This window comes from Mesorhizobium sp. M4B.F.Ca.ET.214.01.1.1, assembly GCF_004791545.1.
Taxonomy (GTDB): Bacteria; Pseudomonadota; Alphaproteobacteria; order Rhizobiales; family Rhizobiaceae; genus Mesorhizobium; species Mesorhizobium abyssinicae.
Genome location: NZ_SRUX01000002.1, coordinates 149,913 through 163,629, shown reverse-complemented (window position 1 = coordinate 163,629; position 13,717 = coordinate 149,913). Strand labels below are relative to the sequence as shown.

19 protein-coding genes are annotated in these 13,717 nt (G+C 63.9%); 11 read left to right on the top strand and 8 right to left on the bottom strand.

Translation table 11 applies throughout. From position 1 onward, the window contains the following. Nucleotides 1-7: 7 nt before the first annotated feature. Nucleotides 8-1,132, bottom strand: coding sequence for an alpha-hydroxy acid oxidase (locus EN857_RS04020; RefSeq protein ID WP_245511273.1), 1,125 nt, complete (start codon nt 1,130-1,132; stop codon nt 8-10). A gap of 216 nt (nt 1,133-1,348) precedes the next feature. On the opposite strand from EN857_RS04020, the gene EN857_RS04015 reads away from it, so the two are divergent. Beyond that, nucleotides 1,349-1,972 (top strand): TetR/AcrR family transcriptional regulator, encoded by a 624-nt coding sequence (locus EN857_RS04015; protein WP_187331180.1) that lies wholly within the window; start codon nt 1,349-1,351, stop codon nt 1,970-1,972. Nucleotides 1,973-2,038: 66 nt separating this feature from the next. Here the strand turns inward: EN857_RS04015 and EN857_RS04010 are convergent, their stop codons facing one another. Both EN857_RS04010 and EN857_RS04005 read right to left on the bottom strand, forming a co-directional pair. Further along, entirely contained in the window at nt 2,039-3,424 is a 1,386-nt protein-coding gene (locus EN857_RS04010; protein WP_135858010.1) for an FAD-binding oxidoreductase, read from the bottom strand. A gap of 142 nt (nt 3,425-3,566) precedes the next feature. Then, nucleotides 3,567-4,790: an acyltransferase gene (locus EN857_RS04005; RefSeq protein WP_187331179.1), complete on the bottom strand. Its 1,224-nt coding sequence runs from the start codon at nt 4,788-4,790 to the stop codon at nt 3,567-3,569. 246 nt (nt 4,791-5,036) lie between these two features. Between EN857_RS04005 and EN857_RS04000 the strand changes: the two genes are divergently transcribed. The 5 genes from EN857_RS04000 to EN857_RS03980 all read left to right on the top strand — a co-directional run bounded on the left by EN857_RS04000 (nt 5,037) and on the right by EN857_RS03980 (nt 6,622). Continuing rightward, nucleotides 5,037-5,360 (top strand): DUF2934 domain-containing protein, encoded by a 324-nt coding sequence (locus tag EN857_RS04000; protein WP_127283925.1) that lies wholly within the window; start codon nt 5,037-5,039, stop codon nt 5,358-5,360. 219 nt (nt 5,361-5,579) lie between these two features. Continuing rightward, nucleotides 5,580-5,774 carry a hypothetical protein gene (locus EN857_RS03995; protein ID WP_127310587.1) on the top strand — a complete coding sequence of 65 codons (195 nt, stop codon included), beginning with the start codon at nt 5,580-5,582 and terminating at the stop codon, nt 5,772-5,774. Between the two features lie 120 nt (nt 5,775-5,894). After that, nucleotides 5,895-6,179 carry a PRC-barrel domain containing protein gene (locus EN857_RS03990; RefSeq protein WP_127283927.1) on the top strand — a complete coding sequence of 95 codons (285 nt, stop codon included), beginning with the start codon at nt 5,895-5,897 and terminating at the stop codon, nt 6,177-6,179. Nucleotides 6,180-6,224: 45 nt separating this feature from the next. Next, nucleotides 6,225-6,374 carry a hypothetical protein gene (locus tag EN857_RS03985; RefSeq protein WP_127394275.1) on the top strand — a complete coding sequence of 50 codons (150 nt, stop codon included), beginning with the start codon at nt 6,225-6,227 and terminating at the stop codon, nt 6,372-6,374. Between the two features lie 26 nt (nt 6,375-6,400). After that, nucleotides 6,401-6,622, top strand: coding sequence for a KTSC domain-containing protein (locus EN857_RS03980; RefSeq protein WP_127394276.1), 222 nt, complete (start codon nt 6,401-6,403; stop codon nt 6,620-6,622). A 14-nt stretch (nt 6,623-6,636) separates the two neighbouring features. Here the strand turns inward: EN857_RS03980 and EN857_RS03975 are convergent, their stop codons facing one another. The 3 genes from EN857_RS03975 to EN857_RS03960 form a co-directional block, all read right to left on the bottom strand. Continuing rightward, nucleotides 6,637-6,957 carry a hypothetical protein gene (locus EN857_RS03975; RefSeq protein WP_127394274.1) on the bottom strand — a complete coding sequence of 107 codons (321 nt, stop codon included), beginning with the start codon at nt 6,955-6,957 and terminating at the stop codon, nt 6,637-6,639. A 178-nt stretch (nt 6,958-7,135) separates the two neighbouring features. Further along, nucleotides 7,136-7,321: a DUF3606 domain-containing protein gene (locus EN857_RS03965; protein ID WP_128346458.1), complete on the bottom strand. Its 186-nt coding sequence runs from the start codon at nt 7,319-7,321 to the stop codon at nt 7,136-7,138. Nucleotides 7,322-7,533: 212 nt separating this feature from the next. After that, on the bottom strand, nt 7,534-8,079 hold the full coding sequence (locus EN857_RS03960) for a group 1 truncated hemoglobin (protein WP_135858008.1): 546 nt from the start codon (nt 8,077-8,079) through the stop codon (nt 7,534-7,536). A gap of 562 nt (nt 8,080-8,641) precedes the next feature. Between EN857_RS03960 and EN857_RS03955 the strand changes: the two genes are divergently transcribed. The 3 genes from EN857_RS03955 to EN857_RS03945 all read left to right on the top strand — a co-directional run bounded on the left by EN857_RS03955 (nt 8,642) and on the right by EN857_RS03945 (nt 9,870). After that, complete coding sequence (locus tag EN857_RS03955; RefSeq protein ID WP_127393330.1) at nt 8,642-9,091, top strand: hypothetical protein; 450 nt, start codon at nt 8,642-8,644, stop codon at nt 9,089-9,091. 34 nt (nt 9,092-9,125) lie between these two features. Continuing rightward, a complete protein-coding gene (locus EN857_RS03950) occupies nt 9,126-9,311 on the top strand; it encodes a hypothetical protein (RefSeq protein WP_127310582.1) in 186 nt (61 codons plus the stop codon). Nucleotides 9,312-9,444: 133 nt separating this feature from the next. Continuing rightward, entirely contained in the window at nt 9,445-9,870 is a 426-nt protein-coding gene (locus EN857_RS03945) for a globin family protein (protein WP_127286481.1), read from the top strand. Nucleotides 9,871-9,996: 126 nt separating this feature from the next. On the opposite strand, the gene EN857_RS03940 is transcribed toward EN857_RS03945, so the two are convergent. Continuing rightward, the gene (locus EN857_RS03940; RefSeq protein WP_127310581.1) at nt 9,997-11,154 is read right to left on the bottom strand and encodes a sulfite oxidase; all 1,158 of its coding nucleotides are present in this window, start codon (nt 11,152-11,154) and stop codon (nt 9,997-9,999) included. Between the two features lie 410 nt (nt 11,155-11,564). On the opposite strand from EN857_RS03940, the gene EN857_RS03935 reads away from it, so the two are divergent. Beyond that, nucleotides 11,565-12,026 carry a phasin gene (locus tag EN857_RS03935; RefSeq protein WP_135858005.1) on the top strand — a complete coding sequence of 154 codons (462 nt, stop codon included), beginning with the start codon at nt 11,565-11,567 and terminating at the stop codon, nt 12,024-12,026. Nucleotides 12,027-12,098: 72 nt separating this feature from the next. On the opposite strand, the gene EN857_RS03930 is transcribed toward EN857_RS03935, so the two are convergent. After that, nucleotides 12,099-12,554: a hypothetical protein gene (locus EN857_RS03930; RefSeq protein ID WP_127310579.1), complete on the bottom strand. Its 456-nt coding sequence runs from the start codon at nt 12,552-12,554 to the stop codon at nt 12,099-12,101. A gap of 368 nt (nt 12,555-12,922) precedes the next feature. On the opposite strand from EN857_RS03930, the gene minC reads away from it, so the two are divergent. After that, nucleotides 12,923-13,681, top strand: a complete 759-nt coding sequence (gene minC, locus EN857_RS03925) for a septum site-determining protein MinC (RefSeq protein WP_127393329.1) — start codon at nt 12,923-12,925, stop codon at nt 13,679-13,681. Nucleotides 13,682-13,717 lie beyond the last annotated feature (36 nt).

The window sequence follows — 13,717 nt, the reverse complement described above, 5'->3', positions numbered from 1 at the left end:
TGCCCCGCTAATCCAGAACCCTCTCGTCGATCTCGTCGACGCTTCTCGTCCCGGTCAGCGCCATGGTGACGGATAGCTCCTTGCGCAGGATCTCGATGGCCGTCGCCACACCGGCCTCGCCGCCGGCGCCGAGGCCGTAAATATAGGCCCGTCCGACCAGGCAGCCGCTGGCGCCGCGGGCGAGGGCCCGCATCACGTCCTGGCCCGAGCGCACGCCGCCATCGAACAGCACCTCGGTTTCTGAGCCGACAGCCTCGACGATCCGCGGCAGCTTGGAGATCGTCGACGGCGCGCCGTCCAACTGGCGGCCGCCATGGTTGGACACCACGATGGCGCTTGCGCCGGCCTTGCTGGCGGTGCGTGCGTCCTCGGCGTCGAGGATGCCCTTGATGATGAGCTTGCCCGGCCAGATGCTCCGGATCGATTCGACGTCGCTCCAGTTGAGCGTCGCGTCGAACTGGTGCGACACCCAGTCGGCCAGTTCCTTGACGCCCCGCTCGCCTTTCACATGGCCGGCGAGATTGCCGAAGGTCCAGCGCCTGGCGCTGAGCATGCGCCAGGCCCAGCCCGGCCTCGCCGCCATGTCGAGGATGTTGCGCAGCTTCAGCGACGGCGGCACCGCAAGCCCGTTCCTGATGTCGGCGTGGCGTTGGCCCAGCACCTGCAGGTCGACGGTGAGCACCAGCGCGCCGCAGCGGGCGGCGATGGCGCGCTCGACCAGCGAGCGCACGAAGCCGCGATCCTTCATCACATAGAGCTGGAACCAGAATGGTTTTGCGACCGCCTCGGCGACGTCTTCGATCGAGCAGATCGACATCGTGCCGAGCGTATAAGGCACGCCGGCGGTCTGCGCGGCGCGGCAGGCGAGAATTTCGCCATCGGCCCACTGCATGCCGCCTAAGCCGATCGGCGCCAGCGCGATCGGCAGCGCGGCTTTTTCGCCCAACATCGTCGTCGCGGTGTCGCGTTGCGCGACATCGACCAGCACCCGTTGGCGGAAGGTGAGCCGCTCGAGATCGGCGCGGTTGGCGCGCAGCGTCTGCTCGGAATAGGCGCCGGCCTCGACATAGTCGAAAAAGGCCTTTGGCACGCGCCGGCGGGCAGCCTGTCTGAGGTCCTCGATGCAGGTCATGCCCTTGAGCGGCGCCGGCGCGGGTGACGCCCTGGCCCGGTCGCGAACCACTGCTGCTTCACTCGATTGTTGGAGTTCGGGTACCGCGGTGATCAGCCTGTCCATCGTCGTCTCCCAACGAATATTAGCCATTGCTGATAGTGCAGGCCCATTGAATGCGCCGTCGCCGGCGATGTAAACTCACTAGCGAGTATACATTGGAGCGCTCCCCGCCCCGTGCCCCGATCGTCCGACCAGACCAGACCAGCGATACTGCAGGCGGCCTACAAGCTGTTTCGCCGCCGCGGGTTCTTCCGCGTCGGCATGGACGAGATCGCGGTCGCCGCCGGCGTCACCAAGAAGACGCTCTACTACCATTTCGACAGCAAGGACGCGCTGCTGACGGCGGTGCTCGCCTCGCAGCACGAGCGCGCCTTCGCCGAGTTCCAGACCTACGGCATCGACCTGTCGGGCGGCGCCGAGCAGCTGATCGACAAGCTGTTCAAGGGACTGGCCACATGGTCGGCCAAGCCGCGCTGGGCGGGATCGGGCTTCACTCGCCTCGCGATCGAGCTCGCCGACCTTAACGGCCATCCCGCGCGCTCTATGGCGCGCGAGCACAAGGCGCTGATGGAACGGCAGCTGGCGAGCCTGCTTGCCGAGGCGAAGGTGCCGTCGCCCGGCGAGCGGGCGCGAGAGCTGTTCCTGCTGGTCGAGGGCGCCATGGTGATGATCCTCGTACACGGCGACCGCGACTACTGCACGGCGGCAGCGGAGGCCGCGAAGCGGCTGGTGATGGGACAGCCGGCAGGTTCCTTGGCGACTGGCGAAATCGATGGAGCGAGTAATCTCCCCCCTTGAGGGGGAGATGGTCGGCAGACCAGAGGGGGTGCCTCGCGCCGGCTCCTCAGAGCAACGCCCACCACCTCAGCCGGCGATAATCTTCCCCGGATTCATCACATTAGCCGGATCGATCATCTCCTTGATCGCCCTGGCCAGCGCCTGCTTGACCGGGTCGACGTGGCGCTCATAGGCGTCGCGCTTGTCGAGGCCGACGCCGTGCTCGGCCGAGAACGAGCCGCCGCTTGCCTGCAAGCCTTCATAGAGCACGTCCTCGATCGCCTCGTGCAGCGCGTGCGGGACCGGCCCGTCTGTGTTGATCGAGATGTGCAGATTGCCGTCGGCGAGATGGCCGAACACATAGGGCGCGTAAGTCGCGTCGATTGCCTTCAACCCGGCCTCGATGCGCGCCACATAGGTATCGAGCCCGCCCGCCGGCACCGACACGTCGAAGGAAGGCGGCAGATGGTGCATGCGCTCGATCATCTCGGTCTCCTCGCGCAGCCGCCAGATCGCCTCCGCCTGCGCGACCGAACTGGCGACCAGCCCGTCGACGATGCCGGCTTCCTCCCAGATCGCCGCCAGCCCATCCTCCAGCGCTTCTCGCGCGGCCTCGACGCTGTCGGCGCCGAGCTCGAGCACCAGCAGGCAGGGGGCATCGAGCGGCAACTGGCCGGGCGTGAAGCCGAGCATGCGGTTCATGGCGGCGGCGAAACGCTGCCACAGGATCTCGGCGGCGTTGAGCCGCGTCTGGGTACGCTCCAGGAAATGCCGCACGATGCGCTGCGCGCTGGCCGCGTCCGGCACGCCGACCAGCGCCGTGGCGCTGGCGCCCGCCACCGGATCGAGCCGCAAGGCTACGCGGGTGACGATGCCGAGCGTGCCCTCGGCGCCGATGAACAGGTGCTTAAGATCGTAACCGGCGCTGGTCTTCAGCACCCGCGTCAGGTCGGAAAATATGCTGCCGTCGGGCAGCACCGCTTCGAGGCCGAGCACGCGATGGCGCATCGTGCCGTTGCGAAAGGCCATGATGCCGCCGGCATTGGTGGAAACCATGCCGCCGATGGTGCAGGAGCCGCGCGCCGCAAGGTCGATGCCGGGGTCGAGCGCATGCGCGGCCGCCGCCTCCTGCAGCACCGAGAGCGGCGTGCCGGCTCCGACGATGACGACACGCCCGAACGGGTCGATCTCTTCCACCCTGTTCAGGCCGCCGAGGTCGCAGATGATCTGGCCTTCCACAGTCGCAGCGGCCCCCGTCAGGCCGGTGCGCCCGCCCTGGGCAACGAGGCTGAGACCGCGCGCCGCGCAGAATTTGACCAGCGCCGCGACGCCTGCGGTGTCGGCCGGCCGCACCAGCGCGGTGGCGCCGAAATTGCGGGCATCGAAGCCAGGATCGCGGGAGGCGAGCTCGGTGGAGTCCCAGACGGTGGCGTTGGGGCAGGCGGCGCGGAGGGAAGGCAGGAGGGAGGACATGCAGGCTCCAGGGTTTGGGCGCTCTGACGGCAAACGACCTCACATTCACAACCGCGCTGGGCTGTGATGCGCTGGCCGCTCACGCTTGACCGGTGGCTTAGCCAAGTAGAATGCCGACGACAATCATCATCTGAGGCCGAGGCTAGCCCAAATGGCCTTTGAGATGGCGTGTCACAGGCGCTTCGACATAGCTGAAGATGAATACGGCGACGATGGTGACAAGCAGGGGGGTGGCCACCAGCACGAGGACATGAACGATGCGCGAGGTCGGGTCGAGCGACACGATCTTCTCGGACGCACCATTGACGAACTGGTGGCATAGATAGATGGCAAAGGTGCATCTGGCGACGAAATTGACCGACGCCGACCGCACGACATGGCCCGACCGCTCCAGGATCACCGTACCGAAGAGCAGCAGCGCTGCCGGCAGGCCAAGCCCGACGAGCCGGGGCAGGTCCGCCCAGAACATCGGCCTCAGCACCACCGCCGCCATGCCGATGCCGAGCGCCAGCAGCGCCCATCCGACGGCGCGATCCTGCGCCGGCCAGTGCTGCTCGCCTCCAAGCGCCTTGTAGATCAGGACGCCGAAGGCGAAGTCGATCAGGATCGGATCGGTGTAGGCCGCCAGCGCCGGGTTCTGCGGCTGGAACATCCTGCCGAGCAGCACGAGCAGGACGACGAAGGCCGAGGCCAGGTAGGCGGCATTGCGACGGCTCACCGCCAGGCAGGCGGCCATGATCAGGCTGAACTGGACGATGATCACCAGCGTCCACGTCGGATGCAGGATCGGATAAGGTCCATACGGGATAAACAGCATCGACATCACCAGCTCGCGCACGGTCGGCGTGCCGTAGCCCGTCACCCAGTCCTTGGCGAAGAAGGCCAGCAGCGTAAACAGCCAGTAGAGCGGCAGGATGCGAATGGCCCGGTCGCGCAGATAGGCCGGCGCCGTCCTGCCCGGACGGCTGAGCACATGTGCCGAAAGGAACCCCGACACGACAAGGAACAGGTCGGTTCCGAAGCGCAGCATATCGACGATCGTCGACCCGGCGCCGATGGCGATGAAGACAGGCTCGAGATGGACGTAGACGATGCCATAGGCGGCTATGAGCCTGAGGATCTGGATATTGTTCCAGAACAGCTTTTCCCGCGACGCCGAAATCTGCCTGGTGGTGAGTTCGTATTCCTCGCCGATCCGTGACGAGACCCCCGCCACTCGATTGCTCGCCGTCCCCGGCAGCGGCGAGCCGGGCAGCCGGCCCCGGTCACCATGGAGGGCCGGATAGGCCCGCAGAAGAAGCATGAAGAGCATGCTTGCGGCCAGCGCCGCCAGCCCCAGGGTGACGAATGCGAACACAGCCCTCATCGGGTCAGTCCAGGTCACGTGCTTTATGCAGCGGCACGTGTTGCTCCGCCGGGTTGCCACACCGTGGCCGGACTCTAGGCGTGTCGCGCCGGGAAAAGAACAGGCGCATAGGTATATACCCATATGCGCCGCGCTACCGCTTTCGGATGCTGGATCATCCGGGCATCAACCGATGATTGCGTAGATTCCTGGGATCGTTCGGCCGCGCCGGGCGTTTGAGCAAAAGCTGAAATGGAGGAACCGACAATGGGTGACGATCGGCTGGAGAAGATCAGGCAGCGTGCCTATGAAATCTGGGAACGCGAGGGCCGTTTGTTCGGCAATCACGACCGGCACTGGAGCCAGGCCGAGGCGGAAATCGACCGCGAGGCGGCCTTGCCGCTGACGGCCGATGACGCCCTGCCGGAAACCCGCAAGATCGCCAGCACCGACATACTGACGGTCGAGGAACTGGCCATGCGCACCGGCATAACCGGCGACGAGGCGCAAGAGCTGATCGACAGGCTGGGCAGCGACCGCGCCGCGATCGAGGCCGCCGCCCGCAGCCTCAAGGCGAGACGGCGGCTCTAAAGCAATTCCAGGAAAGATGCGTGGCGGTTTTTCGTCCGGAGTAGCGCTTGGCGAAAGCAATTCCAGGAAAATGCGGGGCGGTTTTCCGTCTTGCAACTCAGGAAAAATGAGCGACAGCCTTCCGCCCGCAACTACGCACGAACAAATAGCTCCGGGTTGCTGAGGAAACCGGGAACAGGGTGGCGTCGCTGTGCGTTGATCTCTGCAAGGAGATCAAAAATGTCTATGCCGAAAACGTCTGTGCACAAGGAAGACTATCGGACAAATCGGGCCGACTACCTGATCGCCAAGGCGCCGATCCCCAAAGCGGAGCCGAAACCGAAGAAGAGGTCGTCCCGGCTTGGTGAGCAGCGCTCGGCCCGGCTCTCGGAGAGCCCTTTGGAGACGGTGGCGAGACCGCAACCGCGCCGCTAGCCGCCTTTCGCCGGTGGCCGGCGGGGCCGCCTTGGCCCGTGCTGACCACGTCCTCTGTTCTGTCGGAACTCTTGGCGCCTTCGCAGGTTCATCCTTCATAACCCCGAAGGAGACCACGCCATGGATCACACCAACCACGTAAGGCTCACCAATGCCGAGCTGACCCCGGCCATCCTCGAAGGCGCGACCATCTACGGCCCTGACGACGAGAAGATCGGCTCCGTCGACCACATGCATGGCAGCCAGGTCGTCATCGACGTCGGCGGCTTCCTTGGCATCGGCGCCAAACCCGTCGCGGTTCCCGCCATGCAGCTCGATTTCATGCGCGACGAAGACGGCGACGTCCACGCCGTCACCTTCTGGACGAAGGATCAGCTCGAGGACATGCCCGAGCACCAGGACTGAAAGAGGGGCCCGGCACGGCCGGCCTTCCTCTTCGGGAGGTACACGATGATCCGAAAACTCAAATCCGGAAAATACCGGCTCTATTCGCGCAAGAAGGACGAAAAGACCGGCCGCCGCCGTAACCTCGGCACCTTCGACAGCCGCGAGGCGGCTGAGAAGCACGAGCGCGAGGTGCTGTATTTCAAGCGGCATTGAGCGGGTAAGACCAGGAATTGGCAGGCATGCCGTCAACCTCGATTCGCAAGACCGATTACGATCCGGAACGCCGCATCCTCTCGGTATGGTTCGTGGCAAGCGGCAAGCACTATGAGTTTCAGGGTGTTCCGCCGGAGACGTTCGCGGCATTCCGGGCCGCCTTCGCCAAAGGCCGGTATTTCAACGACCACATCCGCAATCGCTTCAGCCACCGTCTCGTGCCCGCCGGCAACGCCGATCCCGAATGACCGCGGCTCCGGCTTCAGTCCGGTTTGTCGTTACGCGCCACCGGGGGACGGGGCGGTTCGTATCCCGTCACCAGCTTCACCTGGTCCAGATCGACCGTCACGACCGGCCGCAGGTTCACCGTCACCTTGCCGGCCTGCTCATCGATGCGCGTGACTTCCCCTATCAGCTCGATGTTCTGGCCGTTCCTGGCCGTGCGGTCGGCTATCGAATGCGGATGCCCATAGGTCGGAATGCTGACACTTACCCGCTCCTCGTCGATCCGCCGCAGAACGGTGGCATGGATGGCAACCTCATCGCCGACACCAACGCCTCTCGCGGGCCCGCGCCTGGTCATCGGTCAACGTCCAGCCGCTCATGTTCGGTCCGCTGATGCCAGATCACCTGGCGGAGGTCAGGCATGTCGACCGGCTGGCCGCATCTGGGGCAGAGATAGAAATGACAGGCCGGATATCCGCCGGGCGGGTTTCCGCGCCGGGTGCTGGCGATGGGCGGCCCGAGATCGGAAAGTTTCGTCATCCGCGCAGCTTCCTGGCCTCCCGCGCCAGCCTTTTCCGGTCATTGCCGTGCTCGCGTATCAGCGCGCGGACCTCGTCAGGCGTGATGCGGTTCTGCTTGGCGAAATATCTGACCTCGTACTCCTCGTCGGCTGAGACGAGACTCTGGTCGCGGAAGCCGCGGTTGCTTTTGTCGTCGGCCATTGGTTTCTCCCGAGATATCGTTGCTGCGCTCTGGCTAACATAAGCCGGCACGCGGACCCGGGTTCCATGCGTAGGCCGGCAGTGGCCGGCCAGGCACCCCTTGAGCGGCGGAGCCAGCCGCGATTTCCCGCAGCGGAACTGGCGACGGCGCGCGACGCACTCAGCAAGCCATCGGCGACAACATAATTGGGCATCGCCTTGCGGGCCGGGCTTCAGCCCTGTTTGTCGTAGCCGGCGGTAACCTCGCCCTTGTGTGCGGCAAAGGCTTCAAGCATCTCGGTCTTCTCGGCCTTCGGAACCTTGAAGTGATCGAGCGTCCGCCCGAGTTCGGCCGCGACCTCATCGAACTCCGCCGGCGAGATCCGCAGGTCGCGATGGGCTTCCTCGAGGCCGAGCGGCGTCGTGCCGGGCTTGGTGGCCACGAACTTGAACGGGCCGCCGGAAACGTCGCAGACCCACAGCGTGCGCATGAATTTGAGGCCGGGCAGCCGTTCGAGGTTCTTGGTGTGCCATTTCCGCAGCTGCGCATTCTTGGATTTCTGGCCGACGATCGGGTTCTTCACGATGGCGTCGCTGAAGTGATCCACCACCGCCGCGATGGCGAACACGCCGCCCAGCCGCTCGTACAGGCTTTTCTCAGGCTTGGCCTGCTCCTGCGCGAGCGCGTTGTTGGTGGCCACTACAGTCGTCGATGCGGCGGCGACCGCCAGCGCGACGACGCTTCGTCTTGTGAGAGAGGTCGAAACAGCCGTTTTCATCTCTGGTTTCCTTCGCGTTGAGCCAGAGCAAGCCGCGGCCTGGTCTGGCGGCGTCAATGATTTGATTTTCGGATATGTCCACTTTGCCTTACCCGGCATGGTCCGCGGCATTAACGAGCGCCGCGCCCGACTTGTTCCTTTTGAGCCGGCTGGGCGAAGGACCTGCAGCGCGAAGGCGAGGGGCATGTTTGCAAGCGGCATTTGACCATGCCGACGCGGTTGGGGCTCGAAACGGTCCCGGCCTACCAACCGCACCGCTGGCTTCGCAGCTCCGATTGCGCGGCGATCGCCGGCATCGCGACATTGTATCCGGCAGTCTCACCCGGTCGGCGTGATGGCATCAGGCCGCCCTGGGTTCATGCGTCCAGTCGGCCCGGCGACGGATCACGGGAAGTCTGCCTTTCTCGTTCACCCCAAGCTATCCCAAGGCTTTATGGGTGCCGGTGGGCGCGGGGTTGGAAAAACGATGACGCAACGTGCGCTGATCACATGCGTTCTATTGGGAGGACCGTGCCCGATCTGACGGGCCGGCCTCATGCGCTGAAAGATCGGAGGCATCGGGATGTCCAAGTTCAAAGAAGCTCTTGAGCGCGGAAAGGAAGCCCGTAATCAGAAGGGGAGAGGCGCCGAAAATGCGAGGGCTGCGGAGCGAAATGTGCCTGTGGCGGACTTTGAAGCGCAAGCGAGGGCCTGGCTGGATGACGTCGTGGTTGCATCGTTGCAAGCGGCCAATGCCGAGGTCGCTGGCGAGGTGGCTTTCGACATAGACACCGCATCCGATCGCTTGGTCAAAGCATCGACACCGTCGATGCGGTTCGAGATCTACAGGAAGCGGCAATCGGAAAATGCGGTCAGAAGGATGTTCACAGTCAGTGTCGAGGTGAGCGGAGCGGTGTCCGTGTCGGCCCCCGGGATGGTAGCGAAAGACGTCGGAAACATAGGCGACAAGTCTGACGCAAAGTTCCGCAACCTGGTCGCGGAATTGATCGAGGAGGCGGCAAAGGGCACCTAGCCAGCCCTTCGCGCCTGCCCTAGATACCCGCGCCATGCCCCAACGCTACGGCATAGAAGAGACACCTGAAGGCACGTGGGACATCGTCGACGTCTTCACCGGTTTGCCGGTCGTCGAGGACGGCGTCCCCCTGATCGACATGCCCATCGAAGAGGCCGACGATCTGGTGGGCCTCCTCAACCGACGCGACAGGGAGCAGCGGGGCATGAACGGCATCTGATCCCGCCGCGAAAAGCGGCAGCCTGCCTGATACCGGATTGAGACAGCGCTGAAACACGTCGCCGACAGCGGCGGCATCCCTGCGAAACGCCCCGGAGGGAAAGTCATCGCTTACCAATCCCAGGAGTACGCCGATGACACCCGACCAGATACGCCTTGTCCAGGACAGCTTTCGCGAGGTCGTTCCGATCCGCGTGGCCGCAGCCGCCTTGTTCTATGAACGCCTGTTCGCCATCGACGGCGATCTCCGGGCGCTGTTTCCGGAGCGCGACATGACCAAGCAGGGCGCCAAGGTGATGGCGGCGCTGGGTTTCGTCGTGCACGGGCTGGACCGCGCCGAGACCATCCTGCCCACCGTGCGCGATCTCGCCAGGCGCCACGTCGGTTACGGCGTCGAGGAACATCACTACCCGATCGTCGGCCAGGCCCTGATCGAGACGCTCGCTGCCGGTCTCGGCGACGCCTTCACGCCACCGGTGCGCGAGGCCTGGGAGGCGGCTTATGGCTTGCTGGCGAGCGTGATGATCGAGGCAGCGAGGGAGGTGCAGATCGCCGCCTGAGGGGGTGCGCGATGCACTGCAGAGGACGTCCCGAATGGTCATGCCGCGCAGCTGCGTCGGCATGACCATTTTCGCCAAGTCGTTGGCCTCCTGCGGGCTTTCCGACTCTGTGGGTTTCGATGTTCCTCAAGCGATCTTGACGTGCCGCGTCACCTGGCCATTGCTCTCCCAGTACGTATGCTTTTTGGCGATCAAGGGATCATCCATTGCTGGTTGGATCTGGCCCGTGGCGCTGACCGCGCGCGAAGTCACCGTGTGTTCTCCCGGCGAGGGGTTTGCCCATGTCAGGGACCAGATTTCCCAGGCGTGTTCGGCCTCCTCGCTGTGGTCGATAGTCGCTGGCGCCCAAGGCTCTTGATCGATCTGCACTTCGACCCGGTCGATGGGTGCCCCCCAGGCGGCCCCGATGATCGAGTAGTCCGAGCCTTTCCGGGTGACCTTCGCGGGCGCCGACTTCAGCAGCGCTCGGCCCACCGAGTTCTCGGTCCACACGGTCTCGCCATTGTGGTCTTCCTCCCGGATGGTGACATAGTCGCGGGCCATCAGAAGGCTCATGAACCTGGTGTCGCGAACCTCGATGCGCTTCAGCCACTTGACGTTGGCGATCCCATACCAGCCCGGAGCAATGAGCCGTAGCGGGAAACCGTTGGCCGCCGGCAGCGCGACGCCATTCATTTCATAGCAGAGCAGATTGTTGGGATTCATGGCGTCGGCGAGCGACATGCTGCGCGCGAAGTTCTGCTTCATCTTGACGTCGCGTATCGGGATCTCGCTTTCGTCAGTCCCGAAGAAGACGACCTCGATGCCCTTCTCCAGAACGCCGGCCTCCTCGAGGATCGGCGCGAGCGGCGTCCCTGCCCAGCGTGCATTGCCGATGCCGCCGGTGAAAAAAGGAAACCCGTGGTTGCCTGAGCATTCCACTGTGAACACGACCTCCTGGCGCGGTCGCGCCCTGATGTCGGCGAGCGTCAACTTTAACGGCTTCTTGACCAGCCCTCCGATCTCCATTGACCACGTCTTTTCATCGATCGTTGGTCGATTGAAATGCGAGATGCTGAAGAACTTGTCGTTTGGCGTTATCCAGCTATCCAGATCCTCCCAGACAAGCTGGCTTTGGATACCTACCGGATCGGGATTTTCGGTCGGCTGATCCAGCCACGGAATGGTTTCCTCGCCCGCCTGTGCTGGAAAAGCGTAAGCCCGACGCGAGGCATGGAGAGCAGCGATTGCGACAAGAGCCGCACTTCCTTGAACGAGAAGTTCTCTGCGTTGAAGGCTATGCATGTTGTTACCTCCCAGTTGATTCCGGAGCAGGCTGCAACGTGCGTTAGGCCGTAGCCTGACCGCGGATATGCGACACAATGAAAACTCTGCCCAGCCGAAAGTATCCGGCGGGTGAGACAATCACCGACGCACCTCAAGCATGTGAAGCGTTGGGCGAAACTAGACTGCGTTTCGCAATCCAAGAGTGCGCCCATGAAGAGGACGTGTCCACAACTTGGACGTGACATGATCACTTTGTGGCATTGTACTTTGTGGCATTAGACACCCGGTATGGCATCTGTTTGCGCAACGCCGGACGCAGCCCGCTCGCCCAAATTCATGCGGGCTTCATAAATCCGTTGCGACGGTCTCGTACGTCAAGGGGGCGGTTCTGATTTGAGGCCGCCGCCCCTGGAAAAAGGATGGAAACAATGTCCAAGCTCCCCGCCAAGACCGAAACCATCGAAAACGTCGAATCCCCTGCCTTCGACCCGTCCAAGGCTGTCGAGCAAGTCCGCGCTGTCGCCGAACAGAGCGTCGAGCAGTCGAAGGAAGTATTTTCCAAATTGAGTTCGGAAGCCGAAACGACTCAAAAGGCCGTTGAGTCGACCCTCGAGATGGCCAAGACCACCGGCAACGAGGTCTCCCTGCAGATGATTGCCGCTCTGCGCACGAATGCAGAGGCCTCCTTCGCGCACCTCGAAGCACTGGTGGCCGTGAAGTCGCCGGCCGAGTTCCTCGAACTGCAGACCGCTTTCCTGCAAAAGCAGATCGAAAAGTCCGCCGAGCAGGCCAAGGCGCTCCAGGCATTGATGCTGAAGGCTACCGAGGACGTATCCAAGCCGATCAAGGATGCCTTTGAGAAGGCCCTGAAGGAACGCAAGGCGGCCTGATTGCTCGAGGCAACCCGAGCCGGCGCCTCGCGCCGGCTCGGCGCCTGGTAGCCGCCGGCCATTCGTAGTGGCCTAATTCGTCCAGATCGAGCATGCAACCTTTTGGCCGGTGGCGGGGTCGCGGACGGTTTTCGCGGCGATGCGGTGTAGGCCAACACGGTTGGATTTGACTTCCTTGCTGGCGAGGTAGGTCGGATCGCCGACTTCCCAATGATAGCGTGTGTTTGTCGGAGCGCGCTGCCAGGTGAACTTCGAGACGTAAGCCACCTGACCCGGAACGGTGTGGTCGAAGCGGCAGTCGATGGTAGCCGGCATCAGCCCCTTCGCTGCCATCGTATTGATGACCGCGTCGGCATTGGCCGCGGTCAACCATGCATCTATGCCGCTGGTCTGGAATGTATCTCTGCCGCTCGTCCGGTACGTCATGCATCCTGCAAGGGATGCCAGCAACAGCGCGCCAATTGTTGCGCTCGCTCTGCCTGCCCACTTGCTGCCTTCGCGCCTGCTGCCTGCCTGATTGATGCGCATGCCCCGTCTCCTTCCGAAAAGGTGGAAATCAGCCGGGCCAGACTGTGCCCGGTGCGGCATACCTGCGTATATTAGGAACTTCACATGCTGCAGCCGTTCATCGGGCCGCGTCAAAGATGCTGAAAGCTGCCAGGACGTGTCCAAGCCGAGCCTGGCCGCGCGCCCTCGCGCGGCGCCCAGCATATGGGCCGAATTTTGCGTCCGTCGATCTTATGATTTTGAGCAGGCGCCGCCGCGCGGACGCCCGTGTGGCCGCCCCGCCACAAAAGGTTAGCCAAGCCGGCTCTTAACGGTCCTTACCCCCAAAATTAACCATTCGTTAACCATTCGGCCCCTAGCGTTTACCTATCAGTAAGGAATCGCTTCCCGTGACCTTCGCAGCCCCCGTCGAGACCAAATCCATCCGTTTTCGCGCCCGTTCTTTCGTCGCTTTCACGCTCACCCCCGAAGCGCCCCTGGATGTCTGGCTGGAGAGCCTGGACCGCTGGATCGGCAACTCGCCGGGCTATTTTGCCGGGCGGCCGGTGGTGCTCGATCTCAACACCTTGAAGCCCGATGTTGCGGCGATCGATTCGCTGGTCGGCGTGCTCGGCCAGCGCGGCATTCGCGTCTATGCCATCGAGATGGATGGCGGCGCCGAGCTTGGCTCGCACCTGCCGCCGAAGCTGATCGGCGCCAAGGAGGCGACCAGCGACGGGTTGCTCTTGCATCCCGGCCGCAAGAAGGCGGAAGAGGGCAAGGCTGACGAGCAAAAGCCCGAGGAAGGCAAGGCGCCGGCGAAGCCCGCGCTGCCCGGCGGCGACACGTTGATGGTGCGCACGCCGATCCGCTCCGGCCAGTCGATCTTCCATGCGCATGGCGATGTCATCGTTCTCGGCTCGGTCGCGTCCGGCTCCGAGATCGTCGCCGCCGGCTCCATCCATGTCTACGGCACGCTGCGCGGCCGCGCTTCCGCCGGCGCGCTCGGCAACATTGCCGCGCGCGTCTTCTGCCGCAGGAACGAGGCCGAGCTGATCTCGGTCGACGGCTGGTACACCACCGCCGAGGAGATGGAAAAGGTTTCGCGCGGCAAGGCGGTGCAGGCCTTCCTCGAGAACGACGTGCTGTGTGTGGTGCCGCTCGGCTGACCCCGGCCGATCTGGGGCGGCGCAATCGTAAGCCTG